Annotated in this window: 20 protein-coding genes and 2 pseudogenes; 19 read left to right on the forward strand and 3 right to left on the reverse strand. The window is 39.3% G+C overall.

Annotation, left to right across the window (positions count from 1 at the left end):
• The first annotated feature begins 10 nt into the window (after positions 1-10).
• The 7 genes and pseudogenes from CJZ72_RS11275 to CJZ72_RS11305 all read left to right on the forward strand — a co-directional run bounded on the left by CJZ72_RS11275 (position 11) and on the right by CJZ72_RS11305 (position 7097).
• The gene (locus CJZ72_RS11275) at positions 11-964 is read left to right on the forward strand and encodes an L-threonine 3-dehydrogenase (protein WP_081133513.1); all 954 of its coding nucleotides are present in this window, start codon (positions 11-13) and stop codon (positions 962-964) included.
• A 48-nt stretch (positions 965-1012) separates the two neighbouring features.
• A pseudogene (locus CJZ72_RS15140) lies at positions 1013-1132 on the forward strand (DUF3788 family protein); the annotation flags it as partial.
• Positions 1133-1193: 61 nt separating this feature from the next.
• Positions 1194-2564, forward strand: a complete 1371-nt coding sequence (locus CJZ72_RS11285) for an APC family permease (protein ID WP_095443841.1) — start codon at positions 1194-1196, stop codon at positions 2562-2564.
• A pseudogene (locus CJZ72_RS11290) lies at positions 2561-2962 on the forward strand (serine dehydratase beta chain); the annotation flags it as partial. The gene CJZ72_RS11285 and the pseudogene CJZ72_RS11290, both read left to right, overlap by 4 nt.
• 71 nt (positions 2963-3033) lie before the next feature.
• Positions 3034-4449 carry a dipeptidase PepV gene (gene pepV / locus CJZ72_RS11295; protein WP_095443843.1) on the forward strand — a complete coding sequence of 472 codons (1416 nt, stop codon included), beginning with the start codon at positions 3034-3036 and terminating at the stop codon, positions 4447-4449.
• A 38-nt stretch (positions 4450-4487) separates the two neighbouring features.
• A complete protein-coding gene (gene sdaAA, locus CJZ72_RS11300; protein WP_095443844.1) occupies positions 4488-5351 on the forward strand; it encodes an L-serine ammonia-lyase, iron-sulfur-dependent, subunit alpha in 864 nt (287 codons plus the stop codon).
• Positions 5352-5546: 195 nt separating this feature from the next.
• Positions 5547-7097, forward strand: a complete 1551-nt coding sequence (locus tag CJZ72_RS11305; protein WP_081133518.1) for an AbgT family transporter — start codon at positions 5547-5549, stop codon at positions 7095-7097.
• Between the two features lie 72 nt (positions 7098-7169).
• On the opposite strand, the gene CJZ72_RS11310 is transcribed toward CJZ72_RS11305, so the two are convergent.
• Complete coding sequence (locus tag CJZ72_RS11310) at positions 7170-7493, reverse strand: hypothetical protein (protein WP_081133519.1); 324 nt, start codon at positions 7491-7493, stop codon at positions 7170-7172.
• Positions 7494-7617: 124 nt separating this feature from the next.
• Between CJZ72_RS11310 and CJZ72_RS11315 the strand changes: the two genes are divergently transcribed.
• The 5 genes from CJZ72_RS11315 (at position 7618) to CJZ72_RS11340 (ending at position 15492) form a co-directional block, all read left to right on the forward strand.
• Positions 7618-8766: a VanZ family protein gene (locus tag CJZ72_RS11315; protein WP_095443845.1), complete on the forward strand. Its 1149-nt coding sequence runs from the start codon at positions 7618-7620 to the stop codon at positions 8764-8766.
• A gap of 97 nt (positions 8767-8863) precedes the next feature.
• On the forward strand, positions 8864-10213 hold the full coding sequence (locus CJZ72_RS11320; RefSeq protein WP_005879118.1) for a DEAD/DEAH box helicase: 1350 nt from the start codon (positions 8864-8866) through the stop codon (positions 10211-10213).
• 590 nt (positions 10214-10803) lie between these two features.
• Complete coding sequence (gene alaS, locus CJZ72_RS11325; RefSeq protein WP_081133648.1) at positions 10804-13446, forward strand: alanine--tRNA ligase; 2643 nt, start codon at positions 10804-10806, stop codon at positions 13444-13446.
• Between the two features lie 293 nt (positions 13447-13739).
• Positions 13740-14336, forward strand: a complete 597-nt coding sequence (locus tag CJZ72_RS11335; RefSeq protein ID WP_095443847.1) for an ECF transporter S component — start codon at positions 13740-13742, stop codon at positions 14334-14336.
• A gap of 19 nt (positions 14337-14355) precedes the next feature.
• A complete protein-coding gene (locus CJZ72_RS11340; protein WP_081133522.1) occupies positions 14356-15492 on the forward strand; it encodes a cation diffusion facilitator family transporter in 1137 nt (378 codons plus the stop codon).
• Between the two features lie 189 nt (positions 15493-15681).
• Here the strand turns inward: CJZ72_RS11340 and CJZ72_RS11345 are convergent, their stop codons facing one another.
• On the reverse strand, positions 15682-16116 hold the full coding sequence (locus tag CJZ72_RS11345) for a ribonuclease HI family protein (protein WP_081133523.1): 435 nt from the start codon (positions 16114-16116) through the stop codon (positions 15682-15684).
• A gap of 77 nt (positions 16117-16193) precedes the next feature.
• Between CJZ72_RS11345 and CJZ72_RS11350 the strand changes: the two genes are divergently transcribed.
• Positions 16194-16631 (forward strand): EbsA family protein, encoded by a 438-nt coding sequence (locus tag CJZ72_RS11350; protein ID WP_081133524.1) that lies wholly within the window; start codon positions 16194-16196, stop codon positions 16629-16631.
• 124 nt (positions 16632-16755) lie between these two features.
• Here CJZ72_RS11350 and CJZ72_RS11355 read toward each other — a convergent pair whose 3' ends face one another.
• Entirely contained in the window at positions 16756-16968 is a 213-nt protein-coding gene (locus tag CJZ72_RS11355) for a cold-shock protein (protein WP_005879125.1), read from the reverse strand.
• 175 nt (positions 16969-17143) lie between these two features.
• Here CJZ72_RS11355 and CJZ72_RS11360 point away from each other — a divergent pair, with 175 nt between their 5' ends.
• From CJZ72_RS11360 to pyrR, 6 genes are all read left to right on the forward strand, one after another.
• Entirely contained in the window at positions 17144-18814 is a 1671-nt protein-coding gene (locus CJZ72_RS11360; protein WP_081133525.1) for a formate--tetrahydrofolate ligase, read from the forward strand.
• A gap of 304 nt (positions 18815-19118) precedes the next feature.
• A complete protein-coding gene (locus CJZ72_RS11365; RefSeq protein ID WP_081133526.1) occupies positions 19119-19490 on the forward strand; it encodes a hypothetical protein in 372 nt (123 codons plus the stop codon).
• 1 nt (position 19491) lies between these two features.
• Entirely contained in the window at positions 19492-20190 is a 699-nt protein-coding gene (locus CJZ72_RS11370; RefSeq protein ID WP_081133527.1) for a CBS domain-containing protein, read from the forward strand.
• 4 nt (positions 20191-20194) lie between these two features.
• Positions 20195-20659: a signal peptidase II gene (gene lspA / locus CJZ72_RS11375; protein WP_005879682.1), complete on the forward strand. Its 465-nt coding sequence runs from the start codon at positions 20195-20197 to the stop codon at positions 20657-20659.
• Positions 20656-21567 carry an RluA family pseudouridine synthase gene (locus CJZ72_RS11380; protein WP_081133528.1) on the forward strand — a complete coding sequence of 304 codons (912 nt, stop codon included), beginning with the start codon at positions 20656-20658 and terminating at the stop codon, positions 21565-21567. Before lspA ends, CJZ72_RS11380 begins: the two co-directional genes overlap by 4 nt.
• A 241-nt stretch (positions 21568-21808) precedes the next feature.
• Entirely contained in the window at positions 21809-22348 is a 540-nt protein-coding gene (gene pyrR, locus CJZ72_RS11385) for a bifunctional pyr operon transcriptional regulator/uracil phosphoribosyltransferase PyrR (RefSeq protein ID WP_005879678.1), read from the forward strand.
• Positions 22349-22352: the final 4 nt, after the last annotated feature.

Genomic DNA, 22352 nt, shown 5'->3' on the forward strand with positions numbered 1-22352 from the left:
GAGCCTTACGATGAAAAAAGTGTTAGTTACTGGATGTTTAGGACAAATTGGATCAGAATTGGTTACGCGTCTCAGACAAGATCTAGGAAAAGAAAATGTTATTGCCACAGATATTCGTTTACCTGAACAAAGTACGGATGATGAACTATTCGAAATTTTAGATGTCATGGATTATGAAAAGATGCGTAGCTTAGTAGAAACCTATCAAGTAGATACGTTGATCCATTTGGCAGCGTTATTGTCCGCTGTCGCTGAAGCAAAGCCGAAATTTGCTTGGGATCTTAATATGGTAGGTTTAGTCAATTCTTTAGAAGTAGCACGCGAATTTGATTTGAAGTTTTTCACGCCAAGTTCGATCGGCGCATTCGGTCCGGATACTCCGAAAAAAAGTACACCACAAGATACACTCCAACGCCCTACTACGATGTATGGAGTAACAAAAGTCGCCGGTGAATTGCTTTGTGATTATTATCATACGAAATACGGGGTGGATACAAGAGGTGTTCGGTTCCCTGGTTTGATCTCTTACAAAACTCTACCAGGTGGAGGTACGACAGATTACGCGGTGGATATTTATTATTCAGCGATCAAAGAGGGGAAATACACTTGTTTCATTGGTCAAGGTACCTCAATGGATATGATGTATATGCCAGATGCGATCGAGGCGATCATCCAATTGATGAATGCTGATCCAAAGAAATTGATCCATCGCAATGCATTTAATATCTCAGCAATGGCGTTTGAACCAGAGGAAATCAAGGAAGCAATCCAAAAGTTCATCCCTGATTTTGAAATGACTTATGAGGTAGATCCTGTTAGACAAGCCATTGCTGAGTCTTGGCCAGACTCATTGAATATTAGTTGTGCACAAGAAGAATGGGGCTTCTGTCCGAAATATGATCTACACGCGATGACACAAGATATGTTGACGAAACTTCAAGAAAAATTAGCGACCACAGTCTAACCCCTTCAAAAAATATAAAAAAGTACTTGACTAAACGTAGGAAAGAGGCTGGGACAGAAGTGTTTAACTCCGAGAAATAAGAAGCAATTAACGGAAATTGCTTTTCAAATTTTTGTGAATTTCGGCTTATTTACGAAGGAGTTGCTTCTGCTCCCACCGTTTATTCGTTTTAAAGAATGGGACAAAAGTGTTTCTTACTTTTATCCCACGCTCAGGGAGGAAAAGGGAGATGGAGAATAACGAAGTAGCACAATTAAATATCGAAGGAAACGAAGAAGGTTTAAAAAGAACCATGGGCTTTTTTACTGCTCTATCCACTGTGATGGGTACGGTGATCGGAGCTGGAGTTTTCTTTAAAGCGGCAAGCGTCGCCGAAGTGACGGGCTCTGTCAGCTTACATATGTTCTCATGGTTTTTAGGAGGAGTGATTTCAGTTTGTGCAGGATTGACTGGTGCAGAATTAGCAGCAGCAATACCTGAAACAGGCGGAATGATCAAATATATCGAACGGATCTATGGAAAAACTGCTGCATTTTTACTAGGTTGGGCGCAAGTAATCATTTATTTTCCCGCAAATGTTGCCGCACTATCCATTATTTTCGGTACGCAATTCGTCAATCTTTTTGGCTTGACAAATTCCTCGATCGTGCCAGTCGCTATCATTGCAGCTGTAACGATCATGTTGATCAATTTTCTAGGATCAAAAGTGGGCGGCGCCTTTCAGTCGATCACTTTAGTTTGCAAATTGATTCCCTTACTGTTGATCGTTTTATTTGGACTGTCTCGCAGTGGTGGAGTAGAATTTCAGCTTTTCCCATTTGAAGCAGGGAAAGATCTTCCGTTGTTTTCGGCACTAGGAGCGGGACTTTTAGCGACGATGTTTGCTTATGATGGGTGGATCCATGTGGGGAATCTTGCCGGTGAATTGAAGAAGCCAGCCAAAGATCTACCTAAAGCTATTTCTATAGGAATCATTGGTATCATGGTGGTTTATTTATTAGTCAATGCAGTCTTTTTAAAAACTGCTTCAATCGAAGGTGTCAGTGGCAACAGCAATACAGCTAGTGAAGTAGCAACAATGATTTTTGGCGGTTTTGGCGGTAAGTTAGTCACGATCGGTATCTTGATCTCTGTTTATGGAACAATCAATGGCTATACGTTGACTGGTATGCGCCTTCCATACGTGATGGCGAAAGAAAAACGGTTACCATTTAGTCAGTATCTGGGCAAATTGACCAATCAGACGAAAATACCTTTAGTAGCAGGTATCTTAGAACTGAGCATTGCTGTAGGGATGATGATGGTTGGTGGGTTTGATATGCTGACAGATATGCTCGTCTTCGTTATCTGGATATTTTACACGATGGTCTTTATTGGCGTGATTATTTTAAGAAAAAAAGAACCAGACCTGAAAAGGCCCTATAAAGTACCCATCTATCCAGTGATCCCACTGGTCGCAATCGTGGGCGGGATCTTTATCGTTGCTAGTACCTTAGTAACCCAAACAGTGCTGGCAGCTAGCGGGATCGCAATAACATTAGCAGGCATTCCAATTTATATCTATTTGAAGAGAAAACATGGACCAGGAGAGAGAACATGAAAGATAAGTATTCGAGTGTCTTCGATATTATCGGCCCGATCATGGTTGGTCCTAGTAGTTCCCATACAGCAGGTGCTGCAAGGATCGGAAAGTTTGCCAGAGAAATGTTCCAGGAAAAACCGACAGAGGTCGATATCTATTTATATGGTTCTTTTGGGAAAACCTATCGCGGACATGGGACAGACGTTGCCTTAGTGGGTGGACTCCTCGGAATGCTGCCTGATGATCCTAACTTAGGAGAGTCGTTTGCACTAGCTTATCGCGAAGGAATCGAGGTATGCTTTATTCCTTCAAAAAAAGAAATGGATCATCCCAATACAGTGAAAATCATCTTAAAATCGATCAATAAAAGTGTAGCTGTCACTGGTATCTCAATTGGTGGTGGAAACATTGAGATCTGTAAAACAGAAGAATATAACGAAACAGAGACGATCCAACATACATAACTATGAATCATCAGGAGGTTACTATGAAAATCAATTGGCAAAATGAAGTAGAGTCAATAAAAGAAGAATTAATGAATGATCTAAAAGAACTTTTGGCTATCGATAGCGTACGAGACATTGAACATCGAACGGCAGAATATCCCTTAGGACCTGGACCAGCTTTAGCATTACAAAAAGTATTAGCGTTTGGCGAAAGAGATGGATTCAAAACGAAAAATATCGGTAATTTAGCTGGACATATCGATCATGGACCTGAAGAAGCAGAAATGTTCGGGATTCTTGGACATGTCGATGTAGTTCCTGCTGGTCAGGGGTGGGACACCGATCCTTTTGAGCCGGTCATCAAAGACGGAAAACTATTTGCCCGAGGGTCAAGTGACGATAAAGGACCTTCACTTGCTGCTTACTACGCTGTAAAACTGATCAAAAAATTGAATCTGCCAATCAATAAAAAAATCCGCTTTATTTTCGGAACAGATGAAGAAAGTGAATGGACAGGTATCCATCGCTATAAAGAAGTAGAAGAACTACCAAAAGTTGGCTTTTCACCAGATGCAAACTTTCCGATCATCAATGGAGAGAAGGGTATCATCTCCTGTGAATTATCGTTTGAAAGTCAAAAAAGTGAAGCGAGTAAGCTGAAATTGGCAAGTTTTACTTCGGGGTTACGTTCAAATATGGTACCTAGCGAGGCTGTTGCGGTCGTAAATATAATAAAACTAGAGTTGATCGATATACTGGCACATGATTTTGATCGTTTTTTAGAAGAAAACCAGTTGAAAGGTACATTTGAATTAGCGGAGGATATCGCAACATTCAAAGTTACTGGAAAAGCAGTCCATGCACAAGACCCTAAACAGGGAATCAATGCAGCTACTTATTTAGGCGAATTTTTAAACCGTTATCAATTTGATTCGGATGGGTCAAATTACCTTTCTGTGATTGCCAACTATCTACATAAAGATTTCAATGGACATTTGCTTAATATTTATTGGGAAGATGAAGTGATGGGTCAAGTGACTTCAAGTGCCAATGTATTCAGATATGATACTGATGAAAAGCAAATCATTATCAATATTCGTCATCCAAAAGGAACAACAAATGAAAAAATTTTACAAGAGATAAGTGAATTGTTACAACCATTCGCTGTTTCAGCAAAAATCATTGGGGATATCAAACTGCCCCATTATGTTTCTGCAGAAGATCCTTTTATCAAAACATTATTGGAAGTTTATGAAGAACATACAGGTGAAAAAGGAGAAGAGCGCACGATTGGCGGGGGTACTTATGGCAGAGTTCTAGAAAAAGGTTGTGCTTTTGGCGCTCTTTTCCCTGGCCGTGAAAATGTAATGCATCAACCAAATGAATATATGTATGTCGAAGATATCTATCAAGCGACTGCTATCTATGCAGATGCTATTTATCGTTTAGTCCAATAGAAAGTGTGATATCGCTGACAGTGAGGGAGAATAAAAGAATGGTAACAATAGCTGAACTGATTTCTCTAGCAGCTGATAGTAGTCTAGCTGAAGTGATGATTGATTTAGAAATGAAAGTAAGCGGACGGACAAAAGAAGACATCTGGGGAGAAATGGCGAGAAATTTAGTGGCAATGGAACAAGCAGTTGAAAAAGGCTTGACTGGTGTAGCCTCTGTGACGGGATTTTCAGGTGGTGATGCACCGAAGCTCACTGATTATTTAGGAAAAATGTCGCCTTTTAGCGGGAAAAACACGCTGCAAGCAGCAAGAAACGCTATTGCAACGAATGAATTGAACGCATCCATGGGTGTGATCTGCGCAACTCCAACCGCTGGAAGTGCCGGAGTATGTGCTGGCGTCATTACAATGATGAAAGAAGTCCATGGGGTGAATGAAAATCAGCAAGTCAACTTTTTGTTTACTGCAGGAGCAATAGGATTAGCAATTGCCAATCAGGCGTCTATTAGTGGTGCCCAAGGAGGCTGTCAGGCAGAAGTTGGTTCTGCTAGTGCAATGGCAAGTGCAGGCCTTGTTGAGCTTGCTGGGGGTACCTCTGAACAATGCGGTCATGCCGTAGCACTGACTTTGATGAACACGATGGGATTAGTCTGTGATCCGGTCGCAGGACTAGTGGAGATTCCCTGTATCACACGAAATGCAATGGGGGCGTCACTTGCTTTGTTAACGGCAGATATGGCCTTAGCAGGTATCAAGAGTGCGATACCCGCAGATGAGGTGATACAAGCGATGGATCAAGTGGGAAGAAAGATGCCAACCATGTTCAAAGAAACGGCAGAAGGTGGATTAGCCGATACACCAACTGGTAGAAAAATTGCAGCACAATTATTTGGAAAACAATAAAAAGAATGGATAGATGAGCTGGTTGGTATAGCGAGTAGAAGATCAAGTCCTTTTTAGGATGGGCACTATTCATTTGATATGTTTCATTCAAATGAAGCTATTCCTGTAGGGATTACTATCAAGTAAGTTTGTGCATCAGTTTAAGGAAGAATCAACTTCTTTGCCAACCGGCTACTTTTAAAGGAGATAAAAACAATGAAAGAAGGCGTAAAAAAGAATCATTCAAAATTAGATAAAATTTTAGATGGTGTAGAGAAACTGGGGAATCGTGTGCCACATCCCGCAATTATTTTCTTGATGCTCATCGTGTTTGTGGCTGTATTATCACAAATTTTTCAAATGATGGGGCAGAATGCCACTTATGAAGTATTTAATTCAGATAGTGGACAGTTGGAATCAACGACAGTTCACGTAAAGAGTTTGTTTAGCGGAGAAGGTATTCGCTTTATCTTAACTTCAACGGTTTCAAATCTAATGAGTTTTCAAGCACTTGGTGTGACTTTAGTGGCAATGGTAGGCGTAGGTTTTGCAGAAGAAGTTGGCTTGATCGGTGCAATGATCCGCAAATTAGTGAAAGTTGTTCCTAAATCATCTTTGACTGCAGTCTTAGTTTTACTAGGAGTCATGTCAAGTATCGCTTCTGATGCGGGTTACTTAGTTTTGATTCCACTAGGCGCAGCAGTCTTTTATAAAGTGGGACGGCATCCTTTAGCTGGTCTATCGGCGGCGTTTGCTGGTGTTTCAGGCGGGTTCGGTGTCAATCTTGTCATTACACCGATAGATGGGATGCTTACTGAGATTTTGAATGATGCTGTACATATCATAAACCCGGGTTACTCTGTTGATTTGATGGCTAATTTTTATTTTTCGATTGTTTCTAGTGTGTTGATCGTCATCGTTTGTACACTGATCAATGAAAAATTGATCGAACCACGTTTAGGGACATTCAAAGAAGAGGAAGCCATCGCAAATGACGAACTCGAGGATGAATCAAAAGGGTTGCGTTGGGCATTGGTCGGCTTTCTAGTTGTATTGACATTTATTTTACTGATCACGATCCCAGAAGGAGCAGCGTTGCGCCATCCAGAAACTGGAGAATTGATTGGTTCTACGCCTTTCATGGATAGTTTGATTTCATTGATCCTGATCGTCTTTTTGGTTCCAGCTATTTGCTTTGGAAAAGCAATTGGCAAGATCAAATCAAGTTTAGACGTCGTTATGCCAATCATCAAAGTATTTAGTAACTTAGGTGGGATGATCTTCTTGCTATTGATCATCAGCCAATTTATTGCTTACTTCAATTTTACCAATCTAGGAACGGTTTGGGCAGTAAACTCGGCGACGATCATCGAAGGAATGAATTTAAGTAGTTTGTCATTGTTGCTCAGTTTCTTAGCGTTAGTATTATTGCTTGACTTTGTATTGGTAGGAGCTGTGCCTAAATTTGCAATCTTAACCCCCATTTTTGTTCCATTATTGTATCAATTGGGGATTGCGCCAGAAGCTGTTTTAGCCGCTTACCGTGTAGCAGACTCTCCAATCAACATTATTACACCATTGATGCCTTATTTTGCACTGATCGTGACATTTGCAGCAAAGTATCAGAAAAAAACGGGTGTGGGAACGATCATCTCGATGATGTTGCCTCACTCAGTCGGCTTGATTATTACATGGGTGATTTTGTTCATTCTTTTCTATGTATTCAATATTCCATTAGGCCCCGGTATCGAGATGAATCTGCACTGATCACATTACACTAATCAAAAATAGAACGACCTTGAGTATTAGGAAGCTACCTAATCACACAAAGTCGTTTTTTTATGTTTTGTTTTTTAAGTAGTTGAAGCGGCGAAACGCCCGCAAAAGGTTGAGTATGATCAAAAAAATCGCAATGATAATTGGTACCCAAATCAGATAGATCGGATAACCTACTCTTTCAGAAAGAGCTTTTACTGAGAATTGATCCAATTCTTGTAAGGCCTGTTGCCACGTTTGAAGGTTGAAAACCAGCATAAATCCTGAGATGATCAGGAGGATAAAACCTAGATAGTGGATAGTCGTTTTTTTGCGTATGTACGCAAAAACAAAATAAAGGATCAATAAAAACATAGGAACCCCAAAAACAAAGTAGATATTCAACATTGTTCATTCCCCCTTCATGTTTATCATACTTCAATTGATTTAATTTTAAAAATAATACCTCCATTACTTGCATATTTTGTAACGGTACTGATAAGATAAATATACATCTGGTGGGGGGATTTTTATGTCAAGTTATATTGAACCGATACGATTTGCGCTGATTGTTTTTCCGTTTTTAGCATTAGCGATCTCATTGGTTTTCTTTATTTATGAATATCGAAAGTATGGAACATTTATTTTAACGAGAGCAATTGTTTTGTACTCATTTGTCTTTTATTTACTCTGTGCATATTTTTTGGTGATCTTGCCATTACCTACGAAAGAAGCTGTGGCACAGATGACAGGGCCAAAAATGGAATTGCACTTATTCGCTACTTGGGAACATTTTAGACAAAATACAGTCTTAGTTTTATCCGATCCAAGTACGTACTTGCCCGCGATGAGACAAAGTGTTTTCTTAGAGCCAGTGTTCAATTTATTACTGATTGTGCCTTTTGGTATCTATTTAAGGTACTATTTCCGTTTTTCTTTTATCAAAACTGTCATTGCAAGCTTTTGTCTCTCATTGTTTTTTGAGTTGACACAGTTGAGTGGTCTTTATTTTATCTACCCTAGACCATATCGTTTATTTGATGTAAATGATCTTCTCACAAATACCCTCGGTGGCGCATTGGGCTTCATCATCGAACCAGTTTTCACCTTTATGTTACCAACTAGAGCACGAATGGATGAAATCTCATATGAAAAGGGTAAGACGGTTTCGCTTACTAGACGGTTGGTCGCCTATTTGATTGATTGGGGTTTCTTGTCTGTTTTGACTTTTATCATTACGTTGTTATTGCAAGCGGCTTTTAAAATAGGAAGTATCACTTCAAGTGGTGGATGGATATTTATTGAAGTCATCTTATACTTTATGCTAGTACCTTATTTGACTAATGGGCGAACCCTTGGGAAGAGAATCGTTCGTATAAAGATCGTAGCAGATGATAACTCAAAACTTCGCTTCAAATCATTGTTTGTCCGCTATGCGTATCTCTACTTTATTTTCTATGGTTTAAGCTGGACCGCACAATTAGTGCAAGAAATCTCTAATCATACAACGGGTGTGACTCAGATGACTTCAGTATTTATATATCTTGGGATTTTGTTTGCACAATTTATTTTCGTTTTGAACATCATTCTATCTTTTATCCGAAAAAAACGAGTCTTATTTTATGAGAAGGCAAGCCATACGCATACGATCAGTACGATTGAAGACAAGCATAAACAATAAGTTTCAGGGAGGCAGAGCTTGAAATAAGGAAGCAAAAAATTCCCGTATGTGTTATAATTCGAAAGTCGTGAAAAAATGAAAGAGAAGAGGTGCTAAAATGAGTAATTTTGAACAATTCCATTTTAAACCATATATCAATGAAGCATTGATGGAAAAAGGGTTCAAACAACCCACTGAAGTCCAAGAACGATTGATCCCATTGATCGCTAAAGGGAAGAATATCATTGGTCAATCACAAACTGGCTCAGGGAAGACACACACATTCCTATTGCCATTATTTGAAAAAATAAATGCTGAAAAAGAAGAAGTTCAAGTGGTGATCACTGCCCCTAGTCGGGAACTTGCAACGCAAATCTATGATGCTGCTAGTCAGATTGCGAAATTTTCAAGTCCAGAAGTCCGTGTATCAAATTTTGTCGGCGGAACAGACAAGCAACGTCAATTGAATCGTTTGCATCACCAACAACCCCATGTTGTAGTTGGTACACCAGGTAGAATTTTAGACATGATGAATGAGCAAGCGTTGAAGATCCACACAGCTTTTGCTTTTGTAGTGGATGAAGCGGATATGACATTAGATATGGGCTTTTTAAATGAAGTCGATCAAATTGCCAGTCGTTTACCTGAAAAACTGCAATTCTTAGTGTTCTCAGCAACTATTCCTGAAAAACTACGTCCATTTTTACGTAAATATATGGTCAATCCGATCATTGAAGAAATCAAACCGAAAGCAGTCATTTCTGAAGATATTGAAAATTGGTTGATTTCAACTAAAGGGAAAGATAAAAATCGAATGATCTATCAATTGCTAACGATCGGTCATCCTTATCTGGCAATCGTTTTTGCAAATACTAAGCAAAATGTGGATGAAATTGCGGACTACTTGAAAAATCAAGGTCTTAAAGTCGCAAAAATTCATGGGGGAATCACACCTCGAGAAAGAAAACGTGTGATGCGTCAGGTACAAAACTTAGAGTATCAATATGTTGTTGCTACGGATCTAGCTGCTCGTGGAATCGATATCGAAGGAGTGTCCCATGTCATCAATGCGGAAGTTCCTGATGATTTAGATTTCTTTATCCATCGCGTTGGTCGTACAGGACGTAATGGGCTGAAAGGAACAGCAATCACGTTATATTCTCCAAGTGATGAACAAGCAATCGATGGTATTGAAAAAATCGGTGTGACGTTTGAACCGATGGAGATCAAGAATGACGAAATCGTTAAAACGTATGATCGAAACCGCCGAACGAAACGGGAAAAATCAAAAGATACTCTTGATCCAACATTGATTGGTCTTGTGAAAAAGAAAAAGAAAAAAATCAAACCAGGTTATAAGAAAAAAATCGATTGGGCAATTGCGGAGAAAAACAAACAAGAACGCAAGATCGAACGAAGACAACAAACAAGAACTGCTAAGAAGAACAAGAAAAATTCACATAAATAAAACTTCAAAAGTGAGCTAGTCATCCTGGCTCGCTTTTTTCTTGTAAATCTAACAATCTCTAAGCTAGGATAAATAGATTGAATCAATAATACTGAGTGTTAGTGTTGTCTTATCTAGATTTTAGATACCAATCTACCTTGATCTGTCAGGTGTTTTACTGTTGTTTTGGATAAATATAAGGCTGTTGCTTTTCTTGATGAATAGCAAGCTTGCTTTCTCTTTTTGAAAGGATTTCTTGTGATTATAATCTTTCAAGGCTATTTGAACAAAAAATGTTTATGGAACAAGGAAAGAAATCTTCGAGAGTTGTTGACAGAAGAAATGAGAATACGTATACTAATAAGGTACGAAAAGGACATGGTTTGTTTGTTCAAAGACTGACAGAAAATTCTTTCTAGGCTGGAAAAAGAATAGTCTACATCCAAATTGCTCCCTTTTTTCTCTTGATAGCAATATCAACGCCACTCAGCGTTATCGAGTTTAAGAGGTAATGATCGAACATCATTGCAATCAAGGTGGTACCGCGAGTTTTCGTCCTTGGCTGTGATGGTGTTTTTTTGTACTTTAAAATCAAGGAAGAAGGTTATGAAATGAAACAATTAAGTAGTGCGCAAGTTCGACAAATGTTTTTAGATTTCTTTCAATCAAAAGGGCATACAATCGAACCGAGTGCATCGTTAGTTCCAGTGAATGATCCAACTTTATTATGGATCAACTCTGGAGTTGCAACATTAAAAAAATATTTTGATGGTTCAGTCGTACCAGAAAATCCAAGAATCACAAATGCGCAAAAATCGATTCGTACGAACGATATTGAAAATGTTGGGAAGACAGCTCGCCACCACACGATGTTTGAGATGTTAGGGAACTTTTCAATCGGGGATTACTTTAAAAATGAAGCTATTCACTGGGCATGGGAATTTTTAACTGGTCCTGAATGGATGGCTTTCGATCCTGAGAAACTATATGTGACTGTTTATCCCAAAGATACAGAAGCAAAACGTATTTGGCATGAAGAAGTTGGGTTACCAATGGATCATATCATTGACGTGGAAGATAATTTCTGGGATATCGGTGCTGGTCCATGTGGTCCAGATACAGAAATCTTCTATGATCGCGGAGAAGCTTATAATGACTTAGCAGAAGATGATCCTGAAAATTATCCTGGTGGGGAAAATGAACGATACCTAGAAATCTGGAATCTTGTTTTTTCTGAATTCAACCACAAACCAGATAATACATTTGAACCATTGCCACATAAAAACATTGATACGGGAATGGGGCTTGAACGGATGGTTTCCATTGTTCAGGATGCTCCAACGAACTTCGAAACAGATTTATTCTTACCGATCATCCATGCGGTAGAAAAATTAAGTAAGCAAGTAAAATACGGTGAAAATCCTGTTACAGATATTTCTTATAAAGTTATTGCCGATCATATTCGTGCATTGTCTTTTGCTATTGGAGACGGGGCTTTACCATCTAACGAAGGACGCGGTTATGTACTACGTCGCTTACTACGTCGTGCTGTGATGCATGGTAAAAAATTAGGGATCGAAAAAGCATTTTTATATGACCTTGTGCCAGTTGTTGGAGAGATCATGGTTAGCTATTATCCTGAAGTCCTTCAACAAAAAGAATTCATTGAAAAAGTGGTTCGGACAGAGGAAGAACGATTTAATGAAACAATCAATGAAGGATTGGAGATCCTGAATCAAGTCATCGCGGATGTCAAAAAAGAAAACGGTACAACACTTTCTGGAAAAGATATCTTCAAACTTTATGATACCTATGGATTCCCAGTCGAATTAACAGAAGAAGTGGCGGAAGATGAAGGGCTAAAAGTAGATCATGCCGGCTTCGAAAAAGAAATGGAAGCACAAAGAGAACGTGCCCGCTCTGCGCGTAGCACTGAAAAGTCTATGGGCGTACAATCCGCTTTATTGACAGATATCAAGGTTGAAAGTAAATTTGTCGGCTATGATCATATTGAATCAAATAGCGAACTTTTGGTGATCGTCAAAGGTGAAGAACTTGTAAGCGAGCTTACAGAAGGTGAAGCACAACTTATTTTTGCTGAAACACCATTCTATGCAGAAATGGGTGGACAAGTAGCAGATACTGGTTGGATCATTGATGCCTCTGGTGATATTGTGGCAAATGTCGTTGATGTACAAAAAGCACCAAATGGTCAATTTATGCATACGGTCGAGGTTCTTTCAACGATCAAAGAAGGACAAGTCTACCATTTATTGATCGATGCACCTAGAAGAAATCGAATCATCAAAAATCATACAGCGACCCATTTATTGCATAAAGCATTAAAAGAAGTATTAGGAGAACATGCGAATCAAGCAGGTTCATTAGTTGCTCCAGGCCATTTACGTTTTGACTTTACTCACTTTGGTCAAATCACAACAGATGAATTGATCAAAATGGAAAAAATCGTCAATGAAAAAATCTGGGAAGCTATTCCAGTCGAAACGATCGAAACGGATATTGATACGGCTAAAAACATGGGAGCTATGGCGCTATTTGGTGAAAAATATGGTCGTGAAGTCCGTGTAGTCAATGTGGGTGATTGGTCGATCGAACTTTGTGGCGGAACGCATGTAGCAAATACTGAAAATATCGGGATATTCAAAATCGTTTCTGAGTCTGGTATTGGTGCAGGTGTTCGTCGTATTGAAGCAGTAACAAGTAAAGAAGCATATGAACTTCTTGAAGAAGAAGAACAACAGTTGAAAGATGTCGCTGCAATCGTAAAATCTCCTCAGTTGAAAGAAGTAGTGTCTAAAACAGAACAATTGCAACAACAACTGAAAGAACTGCAAAAAGAAAATGAACAATTGGCTAGCAAGTTGGCAAATCAACAAGCAGGCGATATATTCAAGAATAGCGAAACAATCAATGGAAAAACAATAATCACAGCTCAAGTCAAAGTGAAAGACATGAACCAATTGCGTCAATTAGCAGACCAATGGAAACAAAAAGCGATTTCCGACATCCTTGTTCTAGCAAACGAACAGGATGGAAAAGTCAGCTTATTGGCTGCGATGACAAAAGAAATGAATGAAGCTGGTTTGAAAGCTGGCGATTTGATCAAAGCAATCGCACCAAAAGTTGGCGGCGGTGGCGGTGGTCGACCTGACATGGCTCAAGCAGGTGGAAAAAATCCAGCGGGTATTCCAGATGCATTGTCAGAAGCGAAAGCATGGTTGGCGAATCAATAAGAACAGTTACCTAATTTGAATGTGCAATACTAAGAGAGTGGGACAAAAGTAAGAAACACTTTTGTCCCACTCTTTAAAAACGAATAAACGGTGGGAGCAGAAGCAACTCCTTCTTAAATAAGCTGAAATTAACAAAAATTTGAAAAGCAATTTTCGTTGATTTCTTCTTATTTCTCGGAGTTAAACACTTCTGTCCCAACCTCTTTCTTGTTTTGTGCTGATTTGTAACCAATTAGTTGACAAATAAGCAAAACCTTTTACGATTAGGATAAAGAAAATAAGGAGGGAAACAGATGAATACTAAAAATAAAACATTTCGTTTGGTCATTCGTGCGATTTTATTAGCAATCATCATTGTTCAAGCAATGGTACCGTGGTTAGGGTTCATTCCACTAGGTTTTATAAGCTTGACGATCATCCATATCACAGTAATTGTAGCAGCCGTTGTTTTAGGACCAAAAGACGGGATGGTTATTGGCTTGTTTTGGGGGATAGCAACAATCATTCGCGCATATGCAATGCCAACGACTCCATTTGATACACTTGTCTTTACGAATCCGATCATCTCTGTTGTTCCTCGTGTTTTAGTAGGTCTAGTGGCAGGTCTTGTTTTTCACTGGATCTATCGAAGATATCACTCAATAGTTGTTGGTTCGGCAGTTGCTGGCGTATTGGGTTCACTGGTAAACACAGTGTTGGTTTTAGGATTTATGGGATTGTTTTATACGGGGGCTACTGCAGAAGCGTATGGAGTCGATTCTTCTTTGCTATTCAAAACATTAGCAGGAATCGCTGCAATCAATGGTATTCCAGAAGCAATTGGTGCAGGTGTGATCACCCCGTTGATTGCAAAAGCACTATTTTCAGCAACACCCCTTAAACCAGAATAACGAGAGAAAGGGTAAAAAAGTGACAAAAAAGAAGAAAATAACATCTGCGGAACGAACAAAAAAAGGGATCTTAGCTGGCGTTTTAGGCTTGCTCTCCAATCTGATCTTATTTATTTCGAAGTTAACGATTGGTCTCTTTTCTGGAAGTGTCTCGATCATGGCAGATGCTATCAACAGTTTGTCAGACACCGCTTCGTCGATTTTAACCTTAGTGGGTTTTAAGATTGCGGCAAAACCGGCAGATCCAGAGCATCCTTATGGCCATGAGCGGTTTGAATATATCAGCGGTTTGTTTGTTTCGATCATTATCACGTATGTCGGGTTTCAATTTTTAGAGACCTCGATTGGAAAAATCATCCATCCGGAAAGTCTTACACTTTCTCCGATTATTTTTATAGTGTTACTCTTTTCCATCATTTTAAAATTTGTCCAAGGACGAATGTATGTAACGATCGCGCAATCCATCGATTCAGAAACCTTACGTGCAACAGCTAAAGACAGCTACAACGATGTTTATACAACATTAGCAGTTTTGCTTTCGGCAGGGATCGAATGGTTGATGGGCTGGCGAATCGATGGGTATGTTGGGTTTGCTTTGGCAGGGTATATCCTGTTAAGTGGCATCATGATGCTACGTGACTTTGTTTATGAATTATTAGGAAGTCGACCAACAAAAGAAGAAATTTTAGCGATGGAAAAACTGCTATTATCCTATGAGAACATCTTAGGGTTCCATGATCTCCTTGTTCATAATTATGGTCCAAGTAAAAAATTTGCTTCTGTTCATATCGAGGTAGATGACAGTCTTGATTTGAACCAAGCCCATAAAATCATGGACATCATCGAAAAAGACTTTAAAAAGACTTTAGATGTAGAATTGGTTTGTCACCTTGATCCAGTGCCGGTAAACAATGAAAATTATCGAGAAATACTAAAAGTTCTTAAAAAGATCATCAAGGAAACTGGAGAAGGCTTGAAACTCCATGATCTTCGTATGATCCGTAATGGAAAGGAACTGCAGTTCGATGTGGTGGTACCTGAGAAGTTCAACTTTTCTGATGAAGAATTAGAGCGTGTGCTTCGTGTCCAGATCGAGGAAAGAATCGGCAATTATGATTTAGATATCACATTTGATCATAATTATTTGCTGTATTAAAGAGTCTTTTAAAAGACTCTTTGATTTTACGCTGAATGGTTAAAAATGAGAAAGTGAGCATGGTACAAAAGTAAGAAACACTTTTGTACCATGCTTTAAAAACGAATAAACGGTGGGAGCAGAAGCAACTCCTTCTTAGATAAGCCGAAATTCACAAAAATTTGAAAAGCAATTTTCGTGAATTTCTTCTTATTTCTCGGAGTTAAACACTTCTGTCCCAGCCTCTTTATCCAAAAGTGCTTGTAAGGCTTGTCGGGCTAAATGGTCGGCTCCTTTATTTTTACTTTCAGGTATCCACTGAAGTATCAATAATGTGAATTCCGAGAGAAGTGTCTGGATGGCTTGGAAGTACGAGATAAAATTTTGATTGGATGTATGATCTTTATCGATCGTTGAAACTAACACTTTACTGTCTGAATAACACAAGATGGTTTCTTTTGTGAGACCTTTTTCCTTTAGAATTGTTAAAGTTTTTAAAAAGACTTCAAACTCAGCTTGATGGTTTGAGCCTTCTGAAAGAGGGACCTTAAGCTGTTCTTGTCGGTTTTCGTGGACAATCAGTATCCCACCGCCACTAAGGCCGGGGTTGCCTTTTGTCGAAGCATCCATATATACTTTTATCATAAGGGAAACACACTCCTTTTTATAAAAATAGTGTTATGCTATAATTATACCATTACTAATTGATGCGAGGTTGAAGGATGAAAAAAATAATTCGCTGGCAGCCTGAATGGGCGCAGACGATCATTTATTGGTCATTGACCTTGATTATTTTATTTTTCAGTTTGATCTTATCTCTTGAGAATACTAGACCGTATTGGAAAAGTAATTTAGTCTTGGGGCTATTTTTAATTTTCCTATTTCTTGGTCTAAGACGTGCGTTTGTTTTGAACTCTCATTCGATAAAGATCAGGTATGCTGCATTTTGGAAAGATCGTGTGATTACCGTACAAGAGATCGACAAAGTCATTCCAGAAAAGCGAGGAGTTAAAATCAAGTACGTAGGAAAGACAGAACCTTCCTTTTATCTAATGCAAAAAAAAGCTCAGGCTTCATTTGTGTCATTTTTCAAAGACAATGAACGACAAGAGCAACTAGAAAATAAAGCGGCAACAAGAGGATTTAGTTCGGAGAAATAACTGAGAAAAACAGGGATCTTTCAGCTGTTCAAAAGATTTGACTATTTAGATAAACTACAGCAGCTGCGAGCTTGAATAAAGACTAAAAAAACGGCTATGTTTATACATAGCCGTTTCAGTATCTTCAGTTATCAATTACTTGTTTCTTTACATGGGCCGCTTGTGTACCACGATTTCCTTCAATCACTTCAAATTCAACAGGTTGATTTTCCTCAAGTGATTTGAAACCTTCTTCTTCGATTGCAGTAAAATGGACGAATATTTCTTCTGTCTCATCATAACTGATAAATCCGTATCCTTTTTTATTGTCAAACCATTTCACGATTCCTGTGGTCAAAGCACTCACGACCTTTCTAAAGTCTGATCATAGACTTTATTATAAAGAGTATTTATAGGTACGTCAAATAAATTAAAAAAGCTATTTTTTTTTAAATTAAAAACAGGTATAATTACTATTATCTTAACAAATGATCTATTTTTTGGAAATATAGTTCGTAAAAAGGAGTGTTTTGATGAAGAGCGATTTACAAATTTCGCAAGAAACAACATTAAAGCCGATTATTGAAGTTGCAAAAACAATTGGTATCCAGGAGGACGATCTAGAATTATACGGAAAGTATAAAGCGAAAATCAATTTTTCCACGATCAATGATCTAAAACAGAAATCAGACGGACAGCTGATTTTAGTGACTTCGATCAACCCAACGCCTGCTGGTGAAGGAAAGTCGACAGTGACAGTTGGCCTAGGTGATGCATTGAATAAAATCGATAAAAAAACAGTTATCGCGCTACGAGAACCATCTTTAGGTCCAGTTATGGGAATCAAAGGAGGCGCAGCTGGTGGCGGCTATGCACAAGTGTTACCGATGGAAGATATCAATTTGCACTTCACTGGAGATATGCATGCGATCACTTCGGCAAATAATGCGTTATCTGCAATTTTGGATAATCACATCCATCAAGGAAATGAGTTGAATATCGACGCACGAAGAGTTATCTGGAAACGTGTCGTTGATTTGAACGATCGTGAATTGCGAAAAGTTATTGTTGGTCTAGGCGGTCCGATTCAAGGTGTGCCAAGAGAAGATGGATTTGATATCACTGTGGCTAGTGAAATCATGGCTATCCTCTGTTTAGCTACTGATATCGATGATCTAAAATTGCGTCTGGCTCGAATCGTGGTTGGGTATACATTCGATCGTCAGCCAGTGACTGCCGGGGATCTAAAAGCAGAAGGGGCACTTGCACTTTTATTGAAGGATGCAATCAAGCCGAATTTAGTACAAACGATCTATGGCACACCTGCATTCATACATGGTGGTCCATTTGCGAATATTGCCCATGGCTGCAACAGTATTTTAGCGACACATACTGCACTTAAATTAGGGGACTATGTAGTCACAGAAGCCGGATTTGGTGCAGATCTGGGTGGCGAGAAATTTTTAGATATCAAAGTTCCCAACTTGAAAAAAGCACCCGATGCGATCGTGGTCGTAGCAACTGTCCGTGCATTGAAAATGCATGGTGGGTTACAGAAAGATCAACTAAAGACAGAAGATCTTCCAGCTTTGAAATCAGGTTTTAGTAATCTAAAACGCCATATCCGTAATATGGAAAGCTATGGTATTCCTGTTATCGTAGCCATCAATGAGTTTGTTTCAGACACAGAAGCTGAACTGGCACTATTAGAAGAGCTATGTGAAGATCAAGGTGTGCTAGCAAAACGGACAAGTGTCTGGGAAAATGGTGCAGACGGTGGTATTGAACTTGCTAAAGCAGTGGTGCACTTGATCGATAGTCAACCCGCCAATTACCGCCCACTATATCACGTAGAAGACACGATTGCAGAGAAAACAGCTGCTATCGTCAAGAAAATCTACGGTGGTAAAGGGGTCACTCTCAGCAATAAAGCAGAAAAACAAATTGCAGAGTTTGCTAAAAATGGCTGGGATAAATTGCCGATCTGTATGGCAAAAACACAGTATTCATTTTCTGATGATCCTACTTTGTTGGGTGCGCCAGAAGAATTTACATTAACGATCCGCGAATTTGTTCCAAAGCTAGGGGCTGGTTTTATTGTCGCACTAACTGGCGATGTTATGACGATGCCAGGGCTTCCGAAAAAACCAGCAGCTTTGAATATGGATGTTACAAATGATGGCGAAGTCATTGGATTATTTTAACGTAATTTAGGTAGACATCGCCCATCTTCTATGGGCAGAGTAATTTCTAAACATTTATGTTCAAAGAGAACCACACGAATTAATAGGCCATATGATCCGAAAGAGAGTGTTTTCGAGATCATTTGGCTTTTTATTATGAGTAGATATCTGTGAATGAAGAAGTGGAGTAAATAATCGGGAAGTTCTATGACTTTCCAATCCTTTGCCTACAATGGGATCAAGGAAAAAATTCAGTGGGCAACTGCCTGACTCTTTCTTGTTGGTGTATTTTAAGGTATACTAAAACAGAATAGGAGGGTGCATGATGGAGATCAAACTGACGAGAAAAACTGGTTTTTATGGAATGGGCAGCCCGCTTGTTTTGTGGATCGATGGCAAGAAGACGAAAAGTATCAGTAATAATCAGTCGATCACTCTTGACGTAACAGCACCATTTACGATGCAAATCACTTTTTTTTGGTTAAAAAGTCCTATTTATACGATCACACATCCGGCTGCTAGCTATGTGGTAAAGATGAATCTCTTATTGTTACAACTTTATCCCTTCTTATTCTTGGCTAGTGGGTTAAGTGCTGTGTACGTGCAACAGTTCGTTTACAGTTTAGTAGTGATCTTAGTCATGCTGGTTTTCTTTTTTTATATCAAAAACCAGGCGTATATAATCAAGGAGGAATGAAATGGCAAACTCTGACATTTTTTTAAGTAGTTTCAATCGCATCGAAAAATGGATGAGAGATGCAATGGGCAATGCTCGGAATATGGGGTTCACTGAGTTGGTACGAAGATTGACGCAGAGAAAAAATGCGGTGATCAAGAAGTACGAAGAAGATTTACTACAACTGGCACAGCTAAGGAACGCCATCGTTCATGATCGTATCGCAGTAGATTTTGTGATTGCTGAGCCTAATGACTGGGCAGTCAATAAGATACAGCAGATCGAAGGAGAGTTGCTCCAACCAGAGAACGTATTGCCTCGATTTTCAAAACATGTGACTGGTTTCGAACGGGATCTCCCGTTGTCAGAGTTGCTAGGAACGATTGCGAGAAAACGTTATTCCCAATTTCCTCTTTATAATAAAGGGAAATTTGAAGCGTTGATCACTTTACGGGTGATCGGTTTTTGGCTAGCGAAAGAAAGTCAAAAAGGAACGATCGATCTTACACGGAAAAAAGCTGCCGACTTGATTTTTAAAGATGGTAAGTATACGAATTATCGCTTTGTCTCAGCGAGTACTTATATTTTTGAAGTCGAAGAGATGTTTCGTGAGCAAGGTACATTGGAAGCAATATTGATTACCAAAGATGGTAATCCTAATGGCAATTTATTAGGAATCATCAGACCAAGAGATATTTATCATCAAGTAGAAAAGGATTGATTTTTTGTTAGCTATTTATTTTATTATCAGTGGCTTGTTGATCGGACTTGATCAGTGGGTGAAATGGTGGATCGTCCATGATTTAGCATTGGGAGAAACAAGATCGTTGATTCCTAATATTTTATCATTGAACCATATTCGTAATACAGGAGCCGCATGGAGTTTGTTAGAAGGCAAAATGTGGTTTTTCGCTTTGATAACGATCATTGCGGTAGTTGTAGTCATCACATTGATGGTCAAAAACCGTAAAACTGGCAATCGTTGGTTTATGATCGGATTAAGTTTGATTTTAGCAGGGGCGATCGGTAATTTCATCGACCGTATGCGGTTGGGATATGTTGTAGACATGTTCCAGACTGATTTTATAAACTTCCCTATTTTTAACGTAGCAGATGTGACACTTGTTTGTGGAGTGATCTGTATTTTGATTTATACTATTTTAGATGAAAAGGACCAAAAGAAAAAATGACCGAATTAAAAGCAACGATCCACCAGGAAACTGGCCGGATCGATAAAGTACTCACAGGTTTGTTCCCTGACCATAGCCGTTCTCAAATACAGCTCTGGTTGAAAGAAGGAGCAGTGTCCGTCAACGGGCAACCAGTGAAAGCAAACTATAAAGTAAAACCAGCTGATGAAATAGTGGTACTGATCCCAGAGCCAGAAACTCTAGATATCATTGCGGAGGATATTCCGTTGGAGATCGTCTATGAAGATGAAGCTGTCGCAGTGGTCAACAAGCCACAAGGTATGGTCGTTCATCCATCTGCTGGGCATACACATGGAACAATGGTGAATGCGCTGATGTATCATGTCAAAGATCTTTCATCGATCAATGGCGTGATCCGTCCAGGGATCGTCCATCGAATCGACAAAGATACTTCAGGTTTATTGATGGTCGCGAAAAATGATCAAGCCCATGAATCTTTAGCCAAACAGTTGAAAGACAAGACTTCCTTGAGAAAGTATGTGGCACTTGTCCATGGTGTGATCCCACATGAAAAAGGAACGATCAATGCTCCGATTGGACGTTCAAAAGTCGATCGAAAGATGCAAGCAATCCGTGAAGATGGAAAACCAGCAGTGACACATTTTCAAGTATTGGAACGCTTTGCCGATTATACTTTGGTAGAGTTACAATTAGAAACCGGTCGCACACATCAAATCCGTGTACACATGAAATACATCGGCTACCCTTTAGCAGGTGACCCGACTTACGGACCGAAGAAGACATTAAAGGGACATGGACAATTCCTTCATGCGAGATTATTAGGATTTGAACATCCCGTCACTGGACAACAGATGGTATTTGAAGCACCGCTTCCAGAAGTTTTTGAAAAAACTTTAGAAAAATTGAGAAAAGATATTGCTTTTTAAATAAGTTAACGGTATAGTATTTAACAACGAAAGCATAAAAAAACTAAATATGATTTCCTTTAAGTTTAGTCCCGTGAGGCTAAGAAGGGTGTGAGCAAAGCGACATATGGTGCGCCATATCGAACGTTGCTCTCTAGCAGAGTATAACTATAAGTGTACCCAAAGTATACGCTCAGTCTAAAACATTCCTCCTGTCCTCTTAGGGCAGGAGTTTTTTTGTGTAAAAAATGGAGGGGACCACATGCAAGCAAAAGAAGTTGTTGATCAAGTAACGATGAAACGTGCACTGACACGAATCACTTATGAAATTATTGAAAGAAACCACAGTATCGATGATGTCGTTCTTGTGGGCATAAAAACGAGAGGGATATACATCGCTTCAAGAATCGCTGAACGCTTGAAACAATTGGAAGGTATCGAGGTACCAGTGGGAGAATTGGATATCACACTTTATCGCGATGATAAAAAAGAAACACCAGATGAACCGGAACTACACTCTTCTGATATCCCTGTTTCATTAGAAGGAAAAGAAGTCATTTTGATTGATGACGTTTTATACACAGGACGAACGATCCGAGCAGCGATGGATGCAGTGATGGACTTCGGACGTCCAAGAAAGATCTCTCTGGCGGTTCTTGTTGACCGAGGACACAGAGAATTACCGATCCGTGCCGATTACGTGGGGAAAAACATTCCCACATCTAAAGTCGAAGAAATTCTTGTGGAGATGCAAGAGCTAGATGGGCAAGATCGAATCATGATCTTGAAAGAGGAAGAATAGGGGA

The sequence above is a fragment of the Enterococcus durans genome (assembly GCF_002277935.1).
In the GTDB taxonomy this organism is placed as follows: Bacteria; Bacillota; Bacilli; order Lactobacillales; family Enterococcaceae; genus Enterococcus_B; species Enterococcus_B durans.